Source organism: Ruegeria sp. YTSC002 (assembly GCF_059609845.1).
This window is the reverse complement of sequence record NZ_JBXWML010000003.1, coordinates 344,925-363,464: the sequence shown is the minus strand read 5'-3', so window position 1 is coordinate 363,464 and position 18,540 is coordinate 344,925. Positions and strand designations below refer to the sequence as shown.

26 protein-coding genes are annotated in these 18,540 nt (G+C 59.5%); 7 read left to right on the top strand and 19 right to left on the bottom strand.

The features are described from left to right. Positions 1-133: 133 nt before the first annotated feature. Both AC2FFD_RS09470 and AC2FFD_RS09465 read left to right on the top strand, forming a co-directional pair. Positions 134-1,021 (top strand): AEC family transporter, encoded by an 888-nt coding sequence (locus AC2FFD_RS09470; protein ID WP_496872916.1) that lies wholly within the window; start codon positions 134-136, stop codon positions 1,019-1,021. A 77-nt stretch (positions 1,022-1,098) separates the two neighbouring features. Beyond that, the gene (locus tag AC2FFD_RS09465) at positions 1,099-2,694 is read left to right on the top strand and encodes an MFS transporter (RefSeq protein WP_496872915.1); all 1,596 of its coding nucleotides are present in this window, start codon (positions 1,099-1,101) and stop codon (positions 2,692-2,694) included. Positions 2,695-2,702: 8 nt separating this feature from the next. On the opposite strand, the gene AC2FFD_RS09460 is transcribed toward AC2FFD_RS09465, so the two are convergent. The 3 genes from AC2FFD_RS09460 to rplS form a co-directional block, all read right to left on the bottom strand. After that, positions 2,703-2,930, bottom strand: a complete 228-nt coding sequence (locus tag AC2FFD_RS09460) for a hypothetical protein (protein ID WP_496872914.1) — start codon at positions 2,928-2,930, stop codon at positions 2,703-2,705. Positions 2,931-3,095: 165 nt separating this feature from the next. Further along, positions 3,096-3,317 (bottom strand): 50S ribosomal protein L31, encoded by a 222-nt coding sequence (gene rpmE / locus AC2FFD_RS09455; RefSeq protein ID WP_050605278.1) that lies wholly within the window; start codon positions 3,315-3,317, stop codon positions 3,096-3,098. An 11-nt stretch (positions 3,318-3,328) separates the two neighbouring features. Beyond that, a complete protein-coding gene (rplS, locus tag AC2FFD_RS09450; protein ID WP_152457026.1) occupies positions 3,329-3,712 on the bottom strand; it encodes a 50S ribosomal protein L19 in 384 nt (127 codons plus the stop codon). A gap of 369 nt (positions 3,713-4,081) precedes the next feature. On the opposite strand from rplS, the gene AC2FFD_RS09445 reads away from it, so the two are divergent. After that, a complete protein-coding gene (locus tag AC2FFD_RS09445; protein WP_496872913.1) occupies positions 4,082-4,882 on the top strand; it encodes a glycoside hydrolase family 25 protein in 801 nt (266 codons plus the stop codon). Here AC2FFD_RS09445 and AC2FFD_RS09440 read toward each other — a convergent pair. From AC2FFD_RS09440 to ffh, 12 genes are all read right to left on the bottom strand, one after another. After that, entirely contained in the window at positions 4,879-5,304 is a 426-nt protein-coding gene (locus tag AC2FFD_RS09440; protein WP_496872912.1) for a hypothetical protein, read from the bottom strand. The genes AC2FFD_RS09445 and AC2FFD_RS09440 overlap by 4 nt on opposite strands. A gap of 135 nt (positions 5,305-5,439) precedes the next feature. After that, positions 5,440-6,249, bottom strand: coding sequence for a tRNA (guanosine(37)-N1)-methyltransferase TrmD (trmD, locus tag AC2FFD_RS09435; RefSeq protein WP_496872911.1), 810 nt, complete (start codon positions 6,247-6,249; stop codon positions 5,440-5,442). Continuing rightward, a complete protein-coding gene (locus tag AC2FFD_RS09430; protein WP_496872910.1) occupies positions 6,246-7,061 on the bottom strand; it encodes a hypothetical protein in 816 nt (271 codons plus the stop codon). Before AC2FFD_RS09430 ends, trmD begins: the two co-directional genes overlap by 4 nt. Further along, positions 7,061-7,564 carry a ribosome maturation factor RimM gene (rimM, locus tag AC2FFD_RS09425; protein WP_171205715.1) on the bottom strand — a complete coding sequence of 168 codons (504 nt, stop codon included), beginning with the start codon at positions 7,562-7,564 and terminating at the stop codon, positions 7,061-7,063. Before rimM ends, AC2FFD_RS09430 begins: the two co-directional genes overlap by 1 nt. Then, the gene (locus AC2FFD_RS09420; RefSeq protein WP_162896811.1) at positions 7,557-7,706 is read right to left on the bottom strand and encodes a hypothetical protein; all 150 of its coding nucleotides are present in this window, start codon (positions 7,704-7,706) and stop codon (positions 7,557-7,559) included. Before AC2FFD_RS09420 ends, rimM begins: the two co-directional genes overlap by 8 nt. A 6-nt stretch (positions 7,707-7,712) precedes the next feature. Continuing rightward, positions 7,713-8,348: a 5,6-dimethylbenzimidazole synthase gene (gene bluB, locus AC2FFD_RS09415; RefSeq protein WP_480486700.1), complete on the bottom strand. Its 636-nt coding sequence runs from the start codon at positions 8,346-8,348 to the stop codon at positions 7,713-7,715. A 12-nt stretch (positions 8,349-8,360) separates the two neighbouring features. Beyond that, complete coding sequence (rpsP, locus tag AC2FFD_RS09410) at positions 8,361-8,750, bottom strand: 30S ribosomal protein S16 (protein WP_010437590.1); 390 nt, start codon at positions 8,748-8,750, stop codon at positions 8,361-8,363. Between the two features lie 71 nt (positions 8,751-8,821). Then, a complete protein-coding gene (locus AC2FFD_RS09405) occupies positions 8,822-9,118 on the bottom strand; it encodes a chorismate mutase (protein WP_170344783.1) in 297 nt (98 codons plus the stop codon). Further along, entirely contained in the window at positions 9,115-9,654 is a 540-nt protein-coding gene (locus AC2FFD_RS09400; RefSeq protein WP_425080191.1) for a GNAT family N-acetyltransferase, read from the bottom strand. The genes AC2FFD_RS09405 and AC2FFD_RS09400 overlap by 4 nt, the downstream gene beginning before the upstream one ends. Then, on the bottom strand, positions 9,651-10,202 hold the full coding sequence (locus AC2FFD_RS09395) for a GNAT family N-acetyltransferase (protein WP_496872909.1): 552 nt from the start codon (positions 10,200-10,202) through the stop codon (positions 9,651-9,653). Before AC2FFD_RS09395 ends, AC2FFD_RS09400 begins: the two co-directional genes overlap by 4 nt. After that, entirely contained in the window at positions 10,199-10,711 is a 513-nt protein-coding gene (locus tag AC2FFD_RS09390; protein WP_496872908.1) for a GNAT family N-acetyltransferase, read from the bottom strand. The genes AC2FFD_RS09395 and AC2FFD_RS09390 overlap by 4 nt, the downstream gene beginning before the upstream one ends. A gap of 41 nt (positions 10,712-10,752) precedes the next feature. Next, on the bottom strand, positions 10,753-12,249 hold the full coding sequence (gene ffh, locus AC2FFD_RS09385; RefSeq protein WP_170344787.1) for a signal recognition particle protein: 1,497 nt from the start codon (positions 12,247-12,249) through the stop codon (positions 10,753-10,755). 250 nt (positions 12,250-12,499) lie between these two features. Here ffh and AC2FFD_RS09380 point away from each other — a divergent pair, with 250 nt between their 5' ends. Further along, the gene (locus AC2FFD_RS09380; RefSeq protein ID WP_496872907.1) at positions 12,500-13,387 is read left to right on the top strand and encodes a sulfotransferase domain-containing protein; all 888 of its coding nucleotides are present in this window, start codon (positions 12,500-12,502) and stop codon (positions 13,385-13,387) included. On the opposite strand, the gene AC2FFD_RS09375 is transcribed toward AC2FFD_RS09380, so the two are convergent. Together AC2FFD_RS09375 and AC2FFD_RS09370 are read right to left on the bottom strand one after the other, a co-directional pair. Further along, positions 13,384-13,908, bottom strand: coding sequence for a hypothetical protein (locus AC2FFD_RS09375; protein WP_496872906.1), 525 nt, complete (start codon positions 13,906-13,908; stop codon positions 13,384-13,386). The two genes, AC2FFD_RS09380 and AC2FFD_RS09375, sit on opposite strands and share 4 nt — an antisense overlap. A 107-nt stretch (positions 13,909-14,015) precedes the next feature. After that, on the bottom strand, positions 14,016-14,534 hold the full coding sequence (locus tag AC2FFD_RS09370) for a hypothetical protein (RefSeq protein WP_496872905.1): 519 nt from the start codon (positions 14,532-14,534) through the stop codon (positions 14,016-14,018). A gap of 89 nt (positions 14,535-14,623) precedes the next feature. Here AC2FFD_RS09370 and AC2FFD_RS09365 point away from each other — a divergent pair, with 89 nt between their 5' ends. Continuing rightward, entirely contained in the window at positions 14,624-15,154 is a 531-nt protein-coding gene (locus tag AC2FFD_RS09365) for a prolyl-tRNA synthetase associated domain-containing protein (protein ID WP_425080185.1), read from the top strand. Here the strand turns inward: AC2FFD_RS09365 and AC2FFD_RS09360 are convergent, their stop codons facing one another. Together AC2FFD_RS09360 and AC2FFD_RS09355 are read right to left on the bottom strand one after the other, a co-directional pair. Continuing rightward, positions 15,155-15,892, bottom strand: coding sequence for an aspartate/glutamate racemase family protein (locus tag AC2FFD_RS09360; protein ID WP_425080184.1), 738 nt, complete (start codon positions 15,890-15,892; stop codon positions 15,155-15,157). 70 nt (positions 15,893-15,962) lie between these two features. Further along, a complete protein-coding gene (locus tag AC2FFD_RS09355; RefSeq protein WP_257600101.1) occupies positions 15,963-16,544 on the bottom strand; it encodes an FMN-dependent NADH-azoreductase in 582 nt (193 codons plus the stop codon). 120 nt (positions 16,545-16,664) lie between these two features. On the opposite strand from AC2FFD_RS09355, the gene AC2FFD_RS09350 reads away from it, so the two are divergent. Both AC2FFD_RS09350 and AC2FFD_RS09345 read left to right on the top strand, forming a co-directional pair. After that, positions 16,665-17,543: a LysR family transcriptional regulator gene (locus AC2FFD_RS09350; protein ID WP_425080183.1), complete on the top strand. Its 879-nt coding sequence runs from the start codon at positions 16,665-16,667 to the stop codon at positions 17,541-17,543. Then, a complete protein-coding gene (locus AC2FFD_RS09345) occupies positions 17,540-18,454 on the top strand; it encodes a DMT family transporter (RefSeq protein WP_496872904.1) in 915 nt (304 codons plus the stop codon). Before AC2FFD_RS09350 ends, AC2FFD_RS09345 begins: the two co-directional genes overlap by 4 nt. Positions 18,455-18,540: the final 86 nt, after the last annotated feature.

The window sequence follows — 18,540 nt, the reverse complement described above, 5'->3', positions numbered from 1 at the left end:
CAAGCGGCGCTTTCGGGCATTATCAGACTCTAATCGGGAAAACCCAACGCCGTGCACGGGTTACACAGGGTGCTTGCCATTGCAATGGCGCTGATTCACTGTCGAAAAACGGTTTCAGCAAGGAGAATTCTGTTTGGAGCACCTGTTCCTGAACGTACTGAACGTGGTTCTGCCAGTTCTGATCTGCGCTGGAATTGGCTATGCTCTGGCCGTGATTCAGGCGCCTTTCGACAACAGGGTCATTGGCGGGATCGTCTCAAAAGTCGGCTATCCGACATTGATCATTTCTCATCTGTCGAACACCAAACTGGCCGTGGGCACGTTTCTTGACATGATGACCGCCGCTGCCCTTGCGGTGGCCGGTTTCGGGGTTTTGGGATATGTCGGGCTCAAGGTTCTTCGCTTGCCGGTGAGGGCATTTCTGACGCCGTTGATGCACGGGAATGTCGGCAATATCGGCCTGCCAATCACTTTGCTGGCGCTGGGCGATGCAGGTATGGCCTATACCATGGCGTTCGTGGTGGTGGTGCTGATCAGCATCTTTACCGTCGGCATGTGGATCCCGGCCGGAGAATTCTCGCCCAGGAAACTGGCGACGTCCCCGATTATCTACGCCGTGGGCCTCGCTCTGATCCTGATGGCAACGGGGCAGAGCCTGCCGCAACCGGTCGCGAAGTCCTTTGACATCTTGGGTGGATTGTCGATTCCGCTCATGCTGCTGACCCTGGGGCATACGCTCGCGACGCTGCGTGTGAAAAGCCTGGGTCGCGCGGTTCTGCTGACGGCCCTGCATCTGGCGATGGCCGTTGCAATTGCCAGTGTTCTGATCTGGTTGTTTGGTTTCACGGGAACCGAGCGGGGTGCGCTGATTCTGTGTTGCCTGATGCCTTCATCCGTGGCGACTTATCTGTTCGTCGACCAGCATGTTCCGCAATACGGGCCAGATGTGGCCGGGTTCATTCTTGTCTCGACGCTCAGCACTGTCCTGGTGCTGCCCATTGCGCTGTCTTACTGGATCTGACGCACCCCTATGCGCAAGGCCAGAAATCGTTAAACTGATGTTGATTGTATTCAACAGTCTTGGTCAGTGGGTGTTTTATGGGCGACGAGAGCTCGGTGAATGTATCTCCGCAGTCCCGCGCCCGCGTGGTGCTGGCCATGACTGCCATCTGCATGATGGTCGTGGGGTTCAACACCACTGCTGTGACCACCATCTTGCCCAACCTCAAGGCCGAGTTCGATTTGACCCCTTCAGGAGTGCAATGGGTGATGGCCGCGTATTCCGTGACCAGCGCGACGCTTGTCTGTATCGTTAGCCGGTTGGGGGACATCACCGGCAAGATGGGTGTTTTCTTCATTGGCATGATCGTCTTTGCAATCGGGTCAGCCTCGGCCCTGTTGGCGCAGGATGGGGCCATGCTGCTCGTCGGGCGCTGCGCGCAAGGTGCAGGCGCGGCGGCGTTGTTTGGCACCTCTTTGTCATTGTTGACGGCAGCCACGCCCGAGGAGCAGCGCGCCAGCGTCACCGGCATCTGGGGGGCGATTGTCGGACTGGCGATTGGTGTCGGGCCTGTCGTCGGCGGCGCATTCGGCCACTATGTCAGTTGGCGCGCGGTTTTTGCAGCCGACCTGGTTCTGCTGGCTGTGGCCTTTGCCATCGGGCTGCATGTCAGCAAACGGAAATATGTTCCCGATACCCGCCTTGCCGGGGCAAAGTTCGATTATGCGGGGGCCGTTGCCATATTGTTTTTCCTCGGGCCCTTATCCTTTGCGCTCAGCAACGGTGAAAGCGGCGGGTGGACTTCGCCTCTGACACTAGTGCCTTTGGGCGTGGCGGCCGTGTCGGCAATTGCCCTTGTCATCGTATCCCGCCACAGCGACGACCCCCTGATCGAGCTTCGGTACTTTCGCCATCCGCGTTATCTGATGGCGGCGGCGGGGATGTTCTTTACCGGCTTTACGCTGTTCTGCTTCTTTGTCTATTTCAACACGTTCGTCCAATCGCCCGATGCTTTTGGGTATTCGTCCATCGGTGCGGGGCTGGCGATCATGCCGCTCAGCCTCAGCATGTTTGTTATATCGGTCACCGCGCCCCGCTTTCTTGCCCCCTACAGCTTTCAGTGGCCGATCGCGATTGGCCTGGGGGCAATGGCCTGCGGGTTCCTGCTGTTGATGGCAACCACGAACACCACGCAGTTTTCCGAAATCTGGTGGAAGCTGCTGATCGTCGGGGTCGGGCTGGGCATCTGCTTTTCGCTGTTGCCTCGTCTTGGTCTGCGCCTGCTGCCCGAGCAACACGTCGGGCAGGGTTCGGGGGTCATAAATGCCTGTCTCTATTTCGGAGCAACACTTGGCGCCGTGGTCGGAGGCCTGGCTGAAGCAATCACGAAACGCCGTGGTCTGTCCGAGGTGATCGACGCGTTGCCTGCCGGGTCAACCCAGCGCGAGAATCTGGCCCATGCGCTGACACATGGAACACCGAGCCAGATACAGCAATTGATCTCGGGGATGGATCCGGCTGCGGGAGATGCACTGGCGAAGGCCCTGCGGGATATGCAGGACAACGCCTTTGACAATGCCATGTTGGTTGCCGCGATTGCGGCGCTGGCCGGGATGGCTCTGGCACTGATGTTGTTGCGTGGGCCGGTTCCGCCCGTACACAGTGCGGCGGACTTGACCCGCAAACCGCGATAACCTTGTCCCTAACCGCCGAGGTAAACCCCCTTTTGAGGACGAAAAAAGACCTTCTGATCGTGCAGCTTGCCCAGAAGTTCGTGAATGCGCCGCAATGTGTCTTCCCGGTCGGTTCTGCCGTTCTCTGGCTCGTCCAGTGCAACTTGTGACAACGTAGCGATCGAACCGCGCAATGCCGTTTCAATCAGGTCCATATCCTCGACCGATAGCTCGATCATGTCGTTGTACTGGGGCATGTCCGGGTCTCCGTGGAAGCTGGGCGTTGGTCACCCGGAGTGTAGCATCACTGGGCCTGTGCCAAAACGCATCTTGTCCGCTGTCGCGTCCATAAGACACATGGAAGCTTCCAAGAAAAAGGCCGCCCCCAAGGGACGGCCTTTCGAATGCGAAACCAGTCAGACTTAGAAGCCCAGACCTTCGTATTTCTTTTTGAACTTCGACACGCGGCCGCCGGCGTCCATCAGGCGCGACGAACCACCAGTCCATGCAGGGTGCACGGAGGGGTCGATTTCCAGAGCCAGCTGATCGCCTTCGGCGCCCCAGGTGGACTTCATCTGAACCACGGTGCCATCGGTCATTTTGACGTCGATGACGTGATAATCGGGATGGATGTCTTTTTTCATCTTTCCGTTCCTTACGCTTCGGCGCCAGCCTTGGGCTTGTAGTTGGTGACTTCTGCGATACGCGCGGATTTACCGCGGCGGGTGCGCAGATAGTACAGTTTGGCGCGACGAACGCGGCCACGGCGGACAACGGTGATGCTGTCGATGTTGGTCGAATACAGCGGGAACACACGCTCCACGCCTTCGCCAAACGAAATCTTGCGAACGGTGAACGACCCGGCAATGCCATTGCCGTTGTTGCGCGCGATGCAGACGCCTTCGTAGTTCTGCACACGGGTGCGCGACCCTTCGGTCACCTTATAGCCGACACGGATGGTGTCACCGGCTTTGAAGTCGGGGATGTCTTTCCCCAGGGCGGCAATCTGTTCCGCCTCAAGCTGTGCGATCAGGTCCATCGCAGGTTCTCCTATCTGCTCGTGGTTGGTCCACGAAGTTTGGGCACGGCCTGAGAGCTCTTGGTCTTCACCGGGTCCTGCACGCAGCCCGCCAGAGGTCAGATCGAATGTTCCTTTGGTCTGGTCTGATCTGACACATCCCCGCCGAAGAAAGCCGGGCTTCAAGCCACCAATCAAACCAAAACACCGGAGTCGCAGAATGCGGCACCGGATTGCGGTCGTTTAAGGGTATTGTGTGCCGGGATCAAGGACAAATCGTGTGGCAGGCAGTGGGAATCCGCCTTTCGAAAATCACACCGTTGCCACAGCGGTCAGATCAGGCATTCTGAAGAAAATTGAAAGAGCAGAAATTTCAGACAGGACCCAATGATGCGAATTGCACTTACGCTGACGATTGCAGCCGCTTTGCTTATGTCGTGCGGACGCGGCGGCCCGAAACCGCAGGTCGTGGAACCTACGCCGGGCGTGGACAGGACAGCTCCGTCCGCAATCTACCCTGATTTTGGTGACGCCGATCCGCATGACTGGGACGGTCGTCATCCCGGATTGTATCCGATCCACGGGCTTGACGTCTCGCGCTGGCAGGGACCGATAGACTGGCGCACGGCCAAAGCTTCGGGCGTGAGCTTTGCGTTTCTGAAAGCGACCGAAGGCGGCGATGTGGCGGATCCGATGTTCGACGACCACAGGCGCGGTGCGCAGGCGGCGGGCGTACCCTGGGGGGCGTATCACTACTATTATTTCTGCCGATCGGCTCGGGAACAGGCGCGTTGGTTCATTCAGAACGTGCCGAAAGGGGCAGACCTGCCGCATGTGCTTGACATGGAGTGGACACCGCATTCCAAGACCTGCACGTTGCGGCCCGATGGCAGAACCATCCGCGCCGAAGCGCAGCGCTTTCTGGACATTCTCGAACGACACTATGGCCGGCGTCCCATCGTCTATACGACAGTGGATTTCTTCGCGGATACGGATATCGGGCGTTTGCCCAAAACCGAGTTCTGGTTGCGATCCGTCGCGGGCCATCCGCGTCAGGTCTATCCCCGCACGGTCTGGCGATTTTGGCAATACACCGGCACCGGGCTGGTGCCGGGGGTTCAGGGCCGGGTGGACATCAACACGTTCAACGGCACCCCAGAGACTTGGGCCAGTTGGAAAGCACGGCGTTAGGAGTTCGGTGTTCCGTAGGTTTCAATAGTGCCGCCCCCGACCAGGTGGTCCAGCCGCCGTTCGCGTTCGTCACCGAAAGCATTGCGCACCCAGAACGACTCACCCGCGGTCAGTTCGCGTCGTTCGAAACCGCGTGCACGCAGGCAGCGGTCAACCTGATCGATTTCACCCTGCGCGCGCAACTCGTCCTGAAACGGTGCGGTGACCGCAGGCCCGATGACGATGCCCCAAAGCAGGATATTGGTTGCATAACCTCCGATAACGGCGCTGTTGCCGCCCTCGTCAGCTTCCTGAGAACAGGAATCAACGGCAACCTTCGCAGAATGCAGATTGTGACCGGCTTGCGTCGGAACGGACATCCCGAGCGGTTTGGTGGTGCAGGCGGAGGCAACCAGTAACATGCCAAAAAATAGCTTTTTCATAATGCCTTCTGTTTCACTTCTTGTTGCCCGAAAAAACCTATGGGACCTGGAGGTGAATAAGTTCAGGTACGTTCAACTTCAAATGGCATTCTGACAAACATCGAAACTGAGGCATCCCGGCCACAACAAGTGGGTCTAGTCCTGGGTTTCCGATGTGGCTTTGACATATTCCACCCAGATATCAGGACGCCGTTCGCGCGTGATGTCTTGTGCCGTTTTATGCCGCCATTCCGCGATCCGGCCATGATGGCCCGACATCAGAACCTCGGGGATCGGACGCCCTTTCCAATCTGCGGGGCGGGTATACTGGGGGTGCTCCAGCAGACCCGAGGCAAAGCTTTCCTCTTCGGTCGAAGCCTGATTTCCAAGCACTCCGGGAATTAGCCGTACTGTGGCATCGATCAGGGCTTGTGCCGCGATTTCGCCGCCGGTCATGACGAAATCACCCAACGACACCTCTTGCACGCCATAATGTTCCAAAACGCGCTCGTCCACGCCTTCAAAACGACCGCACAGAAGGGTCATGCCGTCACAACGGGCAAGATTCTGCATCATGCGCTGATCCATGCGGCGCCCGCGCGGGCTGAGGTAGATCAGCGGCCAGTTCCCTTGAACGCCTGCCATCGCATGCTCGATCGCGTCACCCAGAACATCGGCCCGCAGAACCATGCCGGCGCCACCCCCGGCCGGGGTGTCATCAACGTTGCGGTGTTTGCCTATACCGAACTGTCGCAAATCCACTGTTTCCAGTTGCCAGAGCCCTTCCTGCAAGGCCTTGCCTGTCAGGCTTTCGCCAAGAACACCGGGAAAGGCGGACGGGAACAGAGTGATGATCTTGGCTTTCCAGACCCCGTGCAGGTCAGGGCTCGGCGTCATCAGCTCGCGTGGTTTCAGGGCAGGACGGATCGCCTTGCGGCCATGGGATCTGCTGGGTTTCTCTGTCATATCTGGCGGGCCAGTTCGTTCTGTGCGGAGTGAATCAGTGCTTTCTTCTGGGCGATCATGGCGGCGTCGTCCAGCGAGGATCGGTTCAGCGCCAGGATTTCCTGTAGTACATCGTCTGAAAATGCAGGCGTGCCATGAGCAGGCCCAACAAGCTGTGACGAAAGATCGGGCGGCAGGTTCAGAAATTCGGCCAACGGCGCACCCGCACCAAGGCGGTGATTCTGCAACGCCTCCATCCATTCCGTTCTGACGGTAACGGATGGCAGCCGGTTTCGGACGGCGTCAGCGGTTTCCTGAAGGGATGGCAGATGGGCAAGGTCGGAAGAAAAGGCGTCCAAATCCTGCACCATGCGTGATTTCTGCAAGTCATGGGCCCACAGGCTCCGCAGCCATTGATCGCGGGCGCGCAAGGATATGTAGATCGTGATATCGGTCTGATTGCCCAGGAACCGCCGCCGCACGACGCTGACCAGAGTTTCCGCCAGTTCCGGTGCGGCACCGTAACCTTCACGCTTGTTTCTGCTGGGGCGCAAGCCTGCGAAATTCTCTTCGCTCAGGATCAACCCCCGGCGTGCGCCGAAATCCAGATCGTCCAGAAACGCGTGCAGGTGGCTTCCAAAACCCGCCAATGTGGAATCCAGCCGGTAAAGCGAGTGACGCGTGGCCGCCTCGCTCATGCCGCTGTTGCGTGTCTTGTAGGGCAGAACCAATGCGAAGCGTGGCCAGATCAGTTTCCGGTTTTCATGGAGGAAGGACTGTGCTGCGGTCATGCCTGTCTTGTGCAGGCCCAGATGCAGCAGGACCCGACGCATCAGATCAGGCCTTCGGGCGGGTCGGCCACGATACGGCCTTGTTCCAGATCCACCGTGGGTACAACTTGCATCGTGAAAGGCAGAAAAACCGTGGTCTTCAGGCCCGGCCCGTGCAATTCCAACAAGTCCGCGGCCCCGTGGTTCTGCACCGATTTGACCTTGCCCAGCAGGGTGCCTCCGGTGTCATAGACATCCAGCCCGATCAGATCGTTGTGATAGAACTCATCATCGGGCAGCGAAGGCAGCTGATCGCGCCTTGCATAAAGGCGCAACCCATTCAGGGCATCCGCCTGTTCCTTGGTTTCAACGCCACCAAGGCGGGCCGCGAATCCGTTCTTGATGGTGCGCGTCAATACCACCGGATAACGCTCTTTGCCCGCTTCATCGGTCAGCGGCGAATAGGTCTCGATATCTTCGGGAACGGCGCAAAAGCTTTTCAGCCTCACCTCGCCTCGCACACCGTAAGCCCCGGCAATGCTGCCGACGCAGATCAGATCACTCATTGGCTGCCCCAGTCGTCAAACATATCCCGTTTCTCCATTCGCCAAGCCCGTTGCAGGCTTCGCGCTGGTTGTTGCGCTCGAAGAACACGCCCACAATAAAGGCGATCAGCAGCAGAATGGGAAGTCGTATCAATCCGAACATGAGGTCTTACCGTGTTTCGATCGCCAGGCCCTGCGCCCGGGTTTCCCAGCCGACCTGTTCCAGTTCAGGCGTATCCGACATCTGTTCCGGCCGGCCGACACAGAAATAGCCGATCAGGCGCCAGGTTTCAGGAACATTCAGATCGCGCTTCATCTGGTCGGGATCCAGAATGGAAACCCAGCCCAGCCCCAGACCTTCCACCCGAAGTGCAAGCCAGAACAAAGTGATCGCGGACACGACAGAATAGCGCCGCATCTCGGGCATCGTGCCGGCGCCAAGTCCCAGCCCTTTTTCGGTGCTGTCGTCGCAGAAGACGGCCAGTTGCACGGGCGCTTCCTGCATCCCGGACAGCTTCAGGCTGCTGTACAGCTGCGCCTTGTCACCCGAGTAGCCCGCCAAAGCGTGGTCATTGGCGGTGCGAAAATTCTTCAGCGCTGCGGCCCTTGCCGCTTCGCTTTCGACGCGGATCACGCGCCAGGGTTCGCTGAGCCCCACTGAAGGGGCCAGTCGAAATGCGTCGAGGCAGCGCGCCAGCACTGCCTCGTCAATCGCATCGGTGCGGAACCGGCGCACATCCCGCCGGAGCCGCAACAACAGGTCGAACTGCGTGCGAAAATCGTCTGTAAAGGGGTGATCCCGCACGCGTGCGCCTGCTTATTCTTCTGCTGCGGCTTCTTCTGCCGGAGCAGCAGCGGCTTCGGCTGCTTCAGCAGCCTTGGCGGCTTTCTCTTCGGCGCGCTCCTGGGCTTTCTTGCCCGGGGTGCCCTTGTTGGGGTTGTTGCGCTCGGCCTTGTCACGGGCACCGGCCGCTTCCAGCATACGCGCGATACGGTCGGTGGGCTGTGCGCCCTGGTCCAGCCAGTACTGGATGCGCTCCATGTTCATTTTCACGCGCTCTTCGCTGTCTTTCGGTAGCAGCGGGTTGTAGGTGCCCAGTTTCTCGATGAAACGGCCATCGCGCGGCATGCGGCTGTCAGCAGCCACGATGCGGTAGAAGGGACGCTTTTTCGAGCCGCCGCGGGCGAGACGAATTTTCATTGCCATGGTGGTATCTCCTTTGAATGGCGTATCCGGCGTGGGTGCCGGTTAGTTCTGGTGTTTGTTGAACCAGAGGTTCACTCTTGATGCTTCCGGTGGTGTCGGATGACTTCCTGAATGATGAAATTCAGGAAAGCCTTGGCGAAATCGGGGTCCAGATCGGCTTCATTCGCCAGGTCTTCTAACCGTGCGATCTGCGCAGCTTCGCGCGAGGGATCGGACGGGGGAAGGTCGTGTTCGGCCTTGAGCTTGCCAACGGCCTGCGTGTGCTTGAACCGCTCGCCCAGCGTATAGACGAGGATCGCGTCCAGCCGGTCGATGCTTTCGCGATGCTCTTTCAACAGCGTGGCAGCCTGTGTCACGGGGTTGGTCATTGGCCGGTCCTCTCGGTGGTCAAGTCTATCTGCGGGTGGCGCCAGATCTGAGCGTGCTTGCCCAGAAGTTCGGCATTCTCAAGCTCAAGCGTTGCACCAAGCCGTTCAGCCAAAGCGCGCGAACGATCATTTGCATGGGCGATGTACGAGATCACACCGTTCAGGCCCTGGTGCCGGGCGGCATGGTCACGCGCAGCCGATGCAGCTTCAAAGGCCAGCCCCTTGCCTTCGGCTTCTTCCATCAGGGTCCAACCCAGTTCCGGTTCGGCCCAGCCCGGCACGTAGATCATTCCGGCCCAGCCGACGAATGTGCCGCCGGCCTTTTCGGTCAGGTGCCACAGGCCATAACCCCGCAGCGCCCAATGACCCAGCCGGTTCGACAACGAGTTCCAGCATTCGAACGCATCCCTGGGGCCGCCCACCATATGGCTGCGCGCGGTCGCGAAGAATGCGGTCATCGCCGGCAGGTCATCCAGATGCGGCGCACGCAGGATCAGGCGTTCGGTCTCGAGCGTGGGGATGGTGAAAGAGGTCATGCGTAAGCCTCCACTCCGCCATTCACCAGATCCGAGGGTGCCGGGTGCCGCCAGATTTCGGACTTTCCGAATTTGGGGTGGTCATAGTGATGCTCGAACTGTGCGCCCAGACGCTTGGCCACGGCCTTGCTGGCGTGATTGTCCTGGTCGATCAGTGAAATCGCGGTTTCCCAACCCAGTACATCATAGGCGTAGGCGCGTGCAGTCAGCGCGGCCTCGGTCGCATAGCCCTTGCCTGTGGCGTGGTTCAACAGGGTCCAGCCGACCTCGGGTTCCGGCCAGCCTTCGGGAAACCAAAGCCCGATCCGCCCGACATAGGTGCCGGTGTCCTTTTCATCGACGCTCCAATACCCATAGCCGCGCAGGGCCCAGTGGCCCAGCAGAGAGGCAACCACCCGCCATACCTCATCCTTGCGCAGGGGACCGCCGACGAACTTCGCGGCGTCGCTGGCAAAGAAGGTAGTGTCCGCGTTGACATCAGCCTCGGACGGCGCACGCATGATCAGACGTTCGGTTTCCAGCGTCGGGATTGGCATCGCGAATGTCATTCCTGCACCTCGCTGTACCGCCAGACATGCTGGGTTGGTCCAAAGGCGCTTTCTGCGTTGGCATCACGCGCTGCGCCCAGTCGTTGTGCAAGTGCGTTCGAACGGGTGTTGGATTGTGAAACGTAGCTTACGAACTGCCCCGATCCGAGCAGGTCAAATCCGAAATCACGCACGGCGGCGCAAGCTTCGGTGGCATAGCCCTGCATGCGGTGTTCAGCGCTGAACATATAGCCAAGTTCCGGTTCGTGATCGTCCCATTCCAGGCCCAGAACGACGAAGCCAATTGCCCGATCATCACCCCTGAGCGTGACCGAAAACAGCCCGTGACCATGCAGAAGCCAGCCCGAGGTATAATAGGAAAACTCGGTCCAGGCTTCTCGGTCGGTATCGCCAAAGCTGTCTTTGCAGATCGACGTCCACACCGGCAGGTCGTCCAGAGTGGGCACACGCAGTACCAGCCGCCGGGTCTGAATGACCGGCAGAGCTGCGCGGTATTGCGCTGCTGCCATCGCCGCCTTTCCGGGCGGGGGCTGGGTGCAGCGTGCTGGCGTCACTTTTTCTTTCCGAACCCGCTCAGGCCCGGTGGCAGACCCATGCCGCCACCCAGACCGGGCATCTTGCCGCCCATGGCCTTGGCCGCCTGTTCCAGCGCCTTGGGATCCATGCCTGCGGCCATGTCCTCGGGGCTGGGGCCGCCTTTGCCGAACATGCCTTTCATGGCCTGTTTCAGCATCTTGCCTTTGCCCATCTTGCCCATCTTCTTCATCATGTCCGACATCTGCCGGTGCATCTTGAGCAGCTTGTTGAGGTCGCTGACCTCCATCCCGGACCCCGCTGCGATACGCTTTTTGCGGCTGGCCTGAAGGATCTGCGGGTTCGCGCGTTCGCGCTTGGTCATCGACTGGATCATGGCGATCTGCTGGCGCAGAATCCTGTCGTCCAGACCGGCCTGATCCATCTGCTTGGCCATCTTGCCCATGCCCGGCATCATGCCCATCATGCCCTGCATGCCGCCCATCTGGATCATCTGTTCAAGCTGCATCTTCAGGTCGTTCATGTTGAACTGACCCTTGACCATGCGCTTCATCATGCGCTCGGTCTGTTCCATCTCCATCGTTTCCTGGGCCTTTTCGACCAGGGCAACGATGTCGCCCATGCCCAGAATACGACCGGCGATCCGGTCCGGCTCGAAAGTTTCGAGCGCGTCCATCTTCTCGCCCAGACCGACAAAGCGGATCGGCTTGCCGGTCACGGCGCGCATCGACAGGGCCGCACCGCCGCGCCCGTCACCGTCCATCCGGGTCAGGACCACGCCCGAGATGCCGACCTTGGCGTCGAACTCCTCGGCCACCTCGACGGCGACCTGACCGGTCAGGCCGTCAACCACCAGCAGCGTCTCGCGCGGGTCAACGGCGTTGCGGACCTGCTCGACCTCGTCCATCAGAACCTCGTCGATATGCAGACGACCCGCGGTGTCCAGCATATAGACGTCATAGCCGCCCAGCGTTGCCTGTTGCTTGGCGCGTTTGGCAATATCGACCGGTTTCTGGCCCGGCACGATCGGCAGAGTGTCCACACCAACCTGCGTGCCCAGAACCGCCAGCTGATCCATCGCCGCCGGGCGGTAGACGTCCAGCGAGGCCATCAGGACCTTCTTGCCCTCTTTCTCTTTCAGACGTTTCGCCAGCTTGCCGGTGGTCGTCGTCTTGCCCGAGCCCTGCAAGCCGACCATCAGGATCGGGGCAGGCGGGTTGTCGATCTTCAACGCACCGGGGTCTTCCTCGCCACGCAGGGTGTCAACCAAAGCGTCATGCACGATCTTGACGACCTGCTGGCCGGGTGTGATCGACTTGGTGACCGCCTGACCGGTCGCCTGTTCCTGCACCTTCTTGACGAATTCCCGGGCAACCGGCAGCGAGACGTCGGCCTCAAGCAGGGCAACGCGGACCTCGCGCAGGGCGGTTTTGACGTCTTCTTCAGACAGGGCGCCCTGTTTGGTCAACCGGTCGAAGACGCCAGAGAGGCGTTCGGATAGATTTTCAAACATGCCTGCGGCCTCCTTAGCCGGTTCTGATTTGGCGCCCCATAGATAAGGGCAGACGGGTCAATGCACAAACGCCCCCACGGGCGAAACTCGCTGGTGGGGGGCGATCCCTGAACGACTCGAGGGACCGGAAGATCAAACGCTTCCGGATGTTGGGGCGTCATCTACGCCTCTGGGCCGCGTGAGTCAAGATAAGCTGTATGGGTGTCACATTGCGGGTTATTCTGCGTGAATGCAGCAGAGGGAGGGGGCAATGAAGAACGGTCCGCCGCGAAAGACGACCGACTATGTCGGCGAAGTCACCAACACCGATATCTGGTCCGGATTCGAGATACGGCCCAGCGACGTCTTTGTGTGCACACCGCCCAAATGCGGCACCACTTGGACGCAAACACTGGTGCGCATGCTCATCACCGAAACGGCCGACCCCGGCGTGTACGACAACAAGGTCTCACCGTGGCTTGATTGCAGTTTTCGCGATCGGGTCGCGCAGGCGGATGACCTGAGTGCGCAAAGCCATCGGCGCTGTATCAAGACACATACCCCGCTTGATGGCATCGTGTTCTCGCCAAATGCGCAATATCTGGTTGTTCACCGTCATCCGGTTGACATTCATTTTTCCCTGCGCCGCCATGTCGAGAATATGAAGCATGACTGGCTTGATTACCTGTTCCCCGACGATCTGTCGGAAGCTTTCGACATGTTTTTGACCCGGCCCGCGTCGTCCAAGGGCACAGATGACCTGACCCTCAGATCGATCATTCATCACTTCCATTCCTTTTGGGTGTATCGCGACCTGCCCAACATACATTTTCTGCACTATGCCGAGCTCAGCCGGGATCTTCCGGGACAGGTCGCGCGGCTTGCACGGATCATGGACATCGAAATTGACCCGGACCTGGTCAAGGATATCGCCGAAGCCGGCAGTTTCGGATCGATGAAAGACAATGCCATTCGTCTAAAGCAAACCCCCGGATTCACCAGTGGGTTTCACGACTTTGCGCAGTTCTTCTCTTCGGGCACAAGCAACAAGTGGGAGGGCAAGCTGGCCGAGCAGGACATGGCACGATATGACGCCTGCATGTCCCGGCTGGTCTCAGCCGAAGAACGCTTGTGGCTGGAACGCGGCCTGGCCGCTTAATCCGTCCCGGCTTCGCGATGGTCTTGGGCAGGCTTCGATGGAAGCCAGTCATTCACCGCCTCGGCCAACCGGTGAGAGCCGGAGCCGCTGGAAAACGCTTCGACAATGGGATGGCGACCCGAACTCATGCCTTTCTCAAGAACAAGGACCGGGCGATACAGCGTCGAGGTGCCGTTTTTGCCGCGGGATGTCGTACTTTCGACTTCAGCGTGGGACAGGTTGGACAGTTTGTGTTCAACCGCTTGATACCCGAAAACGGATTGGCGGCGGATCAGGATACTGTCCTTGTGCCGATCCAGGATGATCTGAACCCGCCTTACGAAAACGCAAAACGCACCAAAGCCAAGACCACCTCCGCCAAGGGCGAAGATCAGGCCGAACCAGATGCCTTCGCCGCCCGTGCTCATCAGGAAAATACCGGGGCCGACAAAGGCCAGAATGAAAATGACCAACATGATACCGATGAACCAGGGCGTATTGGCGATGATCAGTTGGTTCGGGGTGTCTCGGGTCACTTTCATGGCGGTACGCTAGCACCGTTCCAACACCCTGTTCCAGTTTGATTTGCCCGCGCCTTGCGCGAATGGAATTGCAAGCAGGCGGGCAAAAAGACCGAATCTCGTTGATTTCAGGCAGAGCGGTTGCCGGGGTCACTTCCACGCGCAGCAAGCCAGTCATTGACCGTGCCGGTGATGCGTTCGGCACAGGTTCCGGTCGAAAAAGCTTGGATGATCGGATGACGACCCGCACTCATACCCTTGTCCAGCAACAGAACCGGACGATGACGGCTTGCGAACAACCATGCGGGCTTGTTCAGTATGGTTTCAACTTCTGCATGGGACAGGTCGGACAGAGCGTGCTCTATGGCTTCATATCCGAAAATGGATTTCTGACGGATCACCAACGTGCCCTTGGTCCGGTCAAATATTACCTGAACGCGTCTCACCAGCAGGTGAAAGCTCCATAAACCCATAGCGCCACCAAAGATGATCATGCTCAACCCGTACCAGAAAGCCGACCCGCCAGCCCATGTCAGCAACAGGCCAAGCGCTGCGAAAATCAGGGTGTTCAAAGCAAACAGAATTCCGAAGAACCAAGGGGTATCGCTGAGGATCAGCTGTTGGAGTGTGTTGCGCGCGACTTTCATTCGGGCAGGATATCACCCGGGCGATTGTATGTCCCGCGCTTGAATTCCAAGCCTTGGTGCGCGATGAGCAGTCCAAACAGGAGGGTTTCATGGACGCTTCATCCGCCTATCAGGACACACTACCGCTGAGCTCCGACGCATTGTTGACGCAGATGGAAGATTGGGGGCTGGCCTATCGCCTGCATACCCATGTGCCTTTGCGTACGGTTGAGGATGCCAAGGCCGTCGAAGACCAGTTCAAGGTGCCGGGAGAGAACGCGCTGCGGGTCAAGAATCTGTATCTGCGCGACAAGAAAAAGCGTAACTATCTGGTGACCTTGGAACAAAGCCGCGAGATTGATCTCAAAGCTTTGGGGGCCGAGCTGGGCCTAGGCAACCTGTCCTTCGGCTCGGCGGACCGGCTGTTGCAGAACCTCGGCATACGCCCCGGCGCGGTCAGTCCGCTGGCGATGATCAACGGTGTTCAGAATGATGTACGGTTCTTCATGGATGCGGCGGCGCAGCAGGCCGAGGTGATTTACATGCACCCCCTTGTCAACGACCGCACCGTGGCCCTGACGCGGGCCGATATGATGGCCTTCTTCGATCGCATCGGGTGCGAGATCACCTGGTTGCCCTGATTACGTCAGTGCCTCTTTCAGTGCGGCGGCGACATGCGCGGCTGACGGGTTGACGAACAGGTGTCCGTCAGCCTCGAACACCGGATCGTCCAGGTGGTTCGGAAAAGCCAGTGGAAGCTCGGTACAGGCCAGCAGGATCGCGGTTCCGGGGCTGGCATGCTTGTCGCAAAACGCCAGAAGTCGGGCGCGGGCCATGTCAGACGCACCACCATAGAAATCACTGTCGATCATGGCCTGCATCTGGGAAATCTCGGGTTCGGGCAGCCGTTCATTTGCGGCAATGCCTTCGGCGGCCAGACGATCCGCATAGTTGGCGGCCTGCATCGTCACGGCTGTTCCCAAGACCAGAGCCTTGGACGCGCCGGTTCTTGCAGTGGCTTCGGCGGTCGCGTCAAAGATGCTGAGGATCGGCATCGAGACACCCTGCCGTATCGCGTGAAGCCGCGCATGGGGGGTGTTGGACGCGATGATGCCGAAATCGCACCCGGCGCGTTCGAGAGTCAGCAGGGCGTCGCGGAACACCGCGTCAAAATCCGCCCAGCTTGCCTCATCCCCGGCGACACCGCGCAGGGCGCGCGTTCTGGCCTGCGTAACGGATTCGATGGTCATCGGTGGGATTGGCAAAGGCGAGCCGTGACCACGTTCAGCGAAACAACGCCCAGCCCCTTCGGCAATCGCCCGGTAGTAATCGACGGTCGAGGCCCAGCCCACACCGCCCAGAATGCCGATTTTCTTCATGCGGCCCATCCAGTCTGCCTGTTTGCTCGCTGGCAGACTGGACGTTTCAGCGCCTGTTGGCCAGAGGCGATCAGGCAGCAAGCTCGGCTACGGCCTTGTGGGCATGTTCCAGCGCCGCATCCGGGTTCACGGCCATCTGATCCGCGGCGATGACGTCGACGTCATGAATGCCGATGAAACCCAGAACGTGGCGTGCGTAATTGGTGGCGAAATCTGCTTCGGATCCGACGGGAACACCGCCCGATGCAATGGCCAGAATGGCACGTTTTCCTTCCAGCAGGCCTTTGGGGCCGTTTTCCGTGTAGGAAAAGGTCAGACCCGCGCGGGCAACCAGGTCGATCCACGCCTTGAACGCCGCGGGGACCGAGAAGTTGTAGATCGGCAGGCCGATGACGATGGTGTCGGCGTCTTGCAATTCGGAAACCAGTTCATCCGACAGGGCCAGCCGGTCGCGTTGAAGATCGTCGCGCTGGTCGGCGGGGGTGAAATTGGCGGCGATCCAGTCTTCCGTCAGCAGGGGCAGGGGGGTAGCCAGATCACGACGGATGATGCGATATGCGCCCAGTTGCTTGACCACACGGTCAGACAGATCGCGCGTGGTCGAGTTCACGCGGCGGGCGGAAGAGTCGATATGAAGGATAGTTTTAGCCATTGTTCTGGTCCTTTGGGTCACGGGAATCTTGTCCTGCGCCCAATATGATTATTGCGCTGGTGAACAAAACTCGGATATATCAACAGTTATTGTTGGAAATTGCACAGTGACGACATTGCCATGGACAATTGGGATGAAGTGAGAACCGCCTATCAGGTGGCGCGCATGGGGACGGTCAGCGGCGCGGCAGAGGTTCTGGGCGTTCACCATGCCACCGTGATCCGTCACATCGATGCGATCGAGTCGCGGTTGGGTGTCAAATTATTCCAGCGCCACGCGCGTGGGTATACGCCGACCGAAGCAGGCGACGATCTGCTGCGTGTGGCGCAGGCGACCGAAGATCAGTTCAATCAGCTTGTCGGCCGGATGAAGGGTCGCGGAGACGACGTCTCGGGTGAATTGGTCGTGACTTCTCTGGGGTCTCTTGCGCCGTTGGTCGTGCCGACGCTCACCACGTTTCAAAAGATGCATCCGGACCTGATCGTGCGATACCTGACGGGCGACCGGCTGTTCCGGCTGGAGTATGGCGAGGCGCATGTGGCGATCCGCGCCGGATCGGCCCCCGACCAACCTGACAACGTTGTCCAGCCTTTCCGGCAGCAGGAGGTTGGTCTTTATGCCAGCACCTCGTACATCGAACGGTTCGGCAAACCATCCGGAATCGAGGATTTCACACGCCATCACTTCGTCAGTTCCGATGATGAGACCAGCCGCGCGCCGTTCACACGCTGGCTGCGCGCGACGGTACCCGCCGAACGCATCACTTTCCGCTGCACCAACAACTTCTGCATGCGCGAGGCCGTTCTGGCTGGTGCCGGCATCGGCTTCATGGCCCGTTGGGAGGCCGCCCGCCACGACAATCTGGTCGAGGTGATTGATCCGCTGCCGGAATGGTTCGGCAATCTGTGGCTGGTGACCCACGTGGATTTGCACCGCACCACAAAGGTACAGGCGTTCCTGAGCTTTCTGAAGGAAGAAGCCAAAGGCTGGCAGCCATGAGCCCGCAGATGCGTGGCCATCTGGCCATGCTCGCTTTTTCAGCCCTTGTGGCAGGCAGCTTTTCGCTGGGGTCCATGATCGCCAACGAAATCGCCCCGGCTGCTCTGAACGCGGTGCGCTTTGCCATTGCCGCTGCCGTGATTGGTTTGGCCGCACTGGCGACAACCGGCCTGCCGCGCAGCGCCGCGCAGGCCCCTTGGCGCTATCTGGTGCTCGGGGCTTTGTTCGCCACCTATTTCGTCCTGATGTTTTATGGGTTGCAAACCGCCCCGCCTGTCAGTGCGGCGGCGGTGTTCACCCTGACACCAGTTGTCTCTGCCATGGCGGGGTGGGTCTTGTTGCGTCAGATCACCACGCCGCGCATGGCGCTGGCCCTGAGCATTGGCGCTGTGGGCGCGCTATGGGTGATCTTTCGGGCCGACTGGCAGATGTTCCGCGCCTTTGAAATCGGTGGCGGAGAAATCATCTATTTCTGGGGCTGCGTCGCCCATGCGATCTACACGCCCATGATCCGCAAACTGAACCGAGGAGAGCCCGCCGTGGTGTTCACCTTCGGAACGCTGGTCGCCGGGTGCCTGTTGTTGGTCGTGTTCGGCTGGTCCGACCTGATGGCCACCGATTGGGTTGCGCTTCCGGCTATTGTCTGGATCGGCCTGTTCTATATTTCGTTCTTTGCCACGGCAGCCAGTTTTGTGCTGGTGCAGTTTTCCTCACTCCGGCTGCCGTCGGCCAAGGTCATGGCCTATACCTATCTGGTACCCAGCTGGGTCATTCTGTGGGAGATTGCGCTGGGCAAAGGCGTGCCACCGGGTTTGATCCTGGGTGGTGTGGCGCTGACAATCATCGCCCTGCTGATGTTGTTGAAAGAGGAAGTCCCGCCCTCGGTTCCAGTTCGTCGCGCCAGGGAATAAGCCACATCTGCGCTGGAAATACACGGCAGGTCCAAGATGTATTCCAGAGGTGAAATTTGTTGAGCCAGATCAAGGCGCCCCTGCGG

Excerpts from the sequence above, each read along its gene's own strand:
- AC2FFD_RS09445 (WP_496872913.1), top strand. The coding sequence starts at position 4,082 with ATGCGAATTGCACTTACGCTGACGATTGCAGCCGCTTTGCTTATGTCG.
- AC2FFD_RS09360 (WP_425080184.1), bottom strand. The coding sequence starts at position 15,892 with ATGAAGAAAATCGGCATTCTGGGCGGTGTGGGCTGGGCCTCGACCGTC.
- AC2FFD_RS09465 (WP_496872915.1), top strand. The coding sequence starts at position 1,099 with ATGGGCGACGAGAGCTCGGTGAATGTATCTCCGCAGTCCCGCGCCCGC.
- rpsP (WP_010437590.1), bottom strand. The coding sequence starts at position 8,750 with ATGGCAATGAAAATTCGTCTCGCCCGCGGCGGCTCGAAAAAGCGTCCC.
- AC2FFD_RS09440 (WP_496872912.1), bottom strand. The coding sequence starts at position 5,304 with ATGAAAAAGCTATTTTTTGGCATGTTACTGGTTGCCTCCGCCTGCACC.
- AC2FFD_RS09375 (WP_496872906.1), bottom strand. The coding sequence starts at position 13,908 with ATGAAAGTGACCCGAGACACCCCGAACCAACTGATCATCGCCAATACG.
- AC2FFD_RS09350 (WP_425080183.1), top strand. The coding sequence starts at position 16,665 with ATGGACAATTGGGATGAAGTGAGAACCGCCTATCAGGTGGCGCGCATG.
- rimM (WP_171205715.1), bottom strand. The coding sequence starts at position 7,564 with ATGAGTGATCTGATCTGCGTCGGCAGCATTGCCGGGGCTTACGGTGTG.
- AC2FFD_RS09355 (WP_257600101.1), bottom strand. The coding sequence starts at position 16,544 with ATGGCTAAAACTATCCTTCATATCGACTCTTCCGCCCGCCGCGTGAAC.
- trmD (WP_496872911.1), bottom strand. The coding sequence starts at position 6,249 with ATGACAGAGAAACCCAGCAGATCCCATGGCCGCAAGGCGATCCGTCCT.
- ffh (WP_170344787.1), bottom strand. The coding sequence starts at position 12,249 with ATGTTTGAAAATCTATCCGAACGCCTCTCTGGCGTCTTCGACCGGTTG.
- rpmE (WP_050605278.1), bottom strand. The coding sequence starts at position 3,317 with ATGAAAAAAGACATCCATCCCGATTATCACGTCATCGACGTCAAAATG.
- AC2FFD_RS09345 (WP_496872904.1), top strand. The coding sequence starts at position 17,540 with ATGAGCCCGCAGATGCGTGGCCATCTGGCCATGCTCGCTTTTTCAGCC.
- AC2FFD_RS09405 (WP_170344783.1), bottom strand. The coding sequence starts at position 9,118 with ATGACCAACCCCGTGACACAGGCTGCCACGCTGTTGAAAGAGCATCGC.
- AC2FFD_RS09430 (WP_496872910.1), bottom strand. The coding sequence starts at position 7,061 with ATGCGTCGGGTCCTGCTGCATCTGGGCCTGCACAAGACAGGCATGACC.
- AC2FFD_RS09400 (WP_425080191.1), bottom strand. The coding sequence starts at position 9,654 with ATGACCTCTTTCACCATCCCCACGCTCGAGACCGAACGCCTGATCCTG.
- AC2FFD_RS09370 (WP_496872905.1), bottom strand. The coding sequence starts at position 14,534 with ATGAAAGTCGCGCGCAACACACTCCAACAGCTGATCCTCAGCGATACC.
- AC2FFD_RS09420 (WP_162896811.1), bottom strand. The coding sequence starts at position 7,706 with ATGTTCGGATTGATACGACTTCCCATTCTGCTGCTGATCGCCTTTATT.
- AC2FFD_RS09395 (WP_496872909.1), bottom strand. The coding sequence starts at position 10,202 with ATGACATTCGCGATGCCAATCCCGACGCTGGAAACCGAACGTCTGATC.
- rplS (WP_152457026.1), bottom strand. The coding sequence starts at position 3,712 with ATGGACCTGATCGCACAGCTTGAGGCGGAACAGATTGCCGCCCTGGGG.
- AC2FFD_RS09390 (WP_496872908.1), bottom strand. The coding sequence starts at position 10,711 with ATGGCAGCAGCGCAATACCGCGCAGCTCTGCCGGTCATTCAGACCCGG.
- AC2FFD_RS09380 (WP_496872907.1), top strand. The coding sequence starts at position 12,500 with ATGAAGAACGGTCCGCCGCGAAAGACGACCGACTATGTCGGCGAAGTC.
- AC2FFD_RS09460 (WP_496872914.1), bottom strand. The coding sequence starts at position 2,930 with ATGCCCCAGTACAACGACATGATCGAGCTATCGGTCGAGGATATGGAC.
- AC2FFD_RS09365 (WP_425080185.1), top strand. The coding sequence starts at position 14,624 with ATGGACGCTTCATCCGCCTATCAGGACACACTACCGCTGAGCTCCGAC.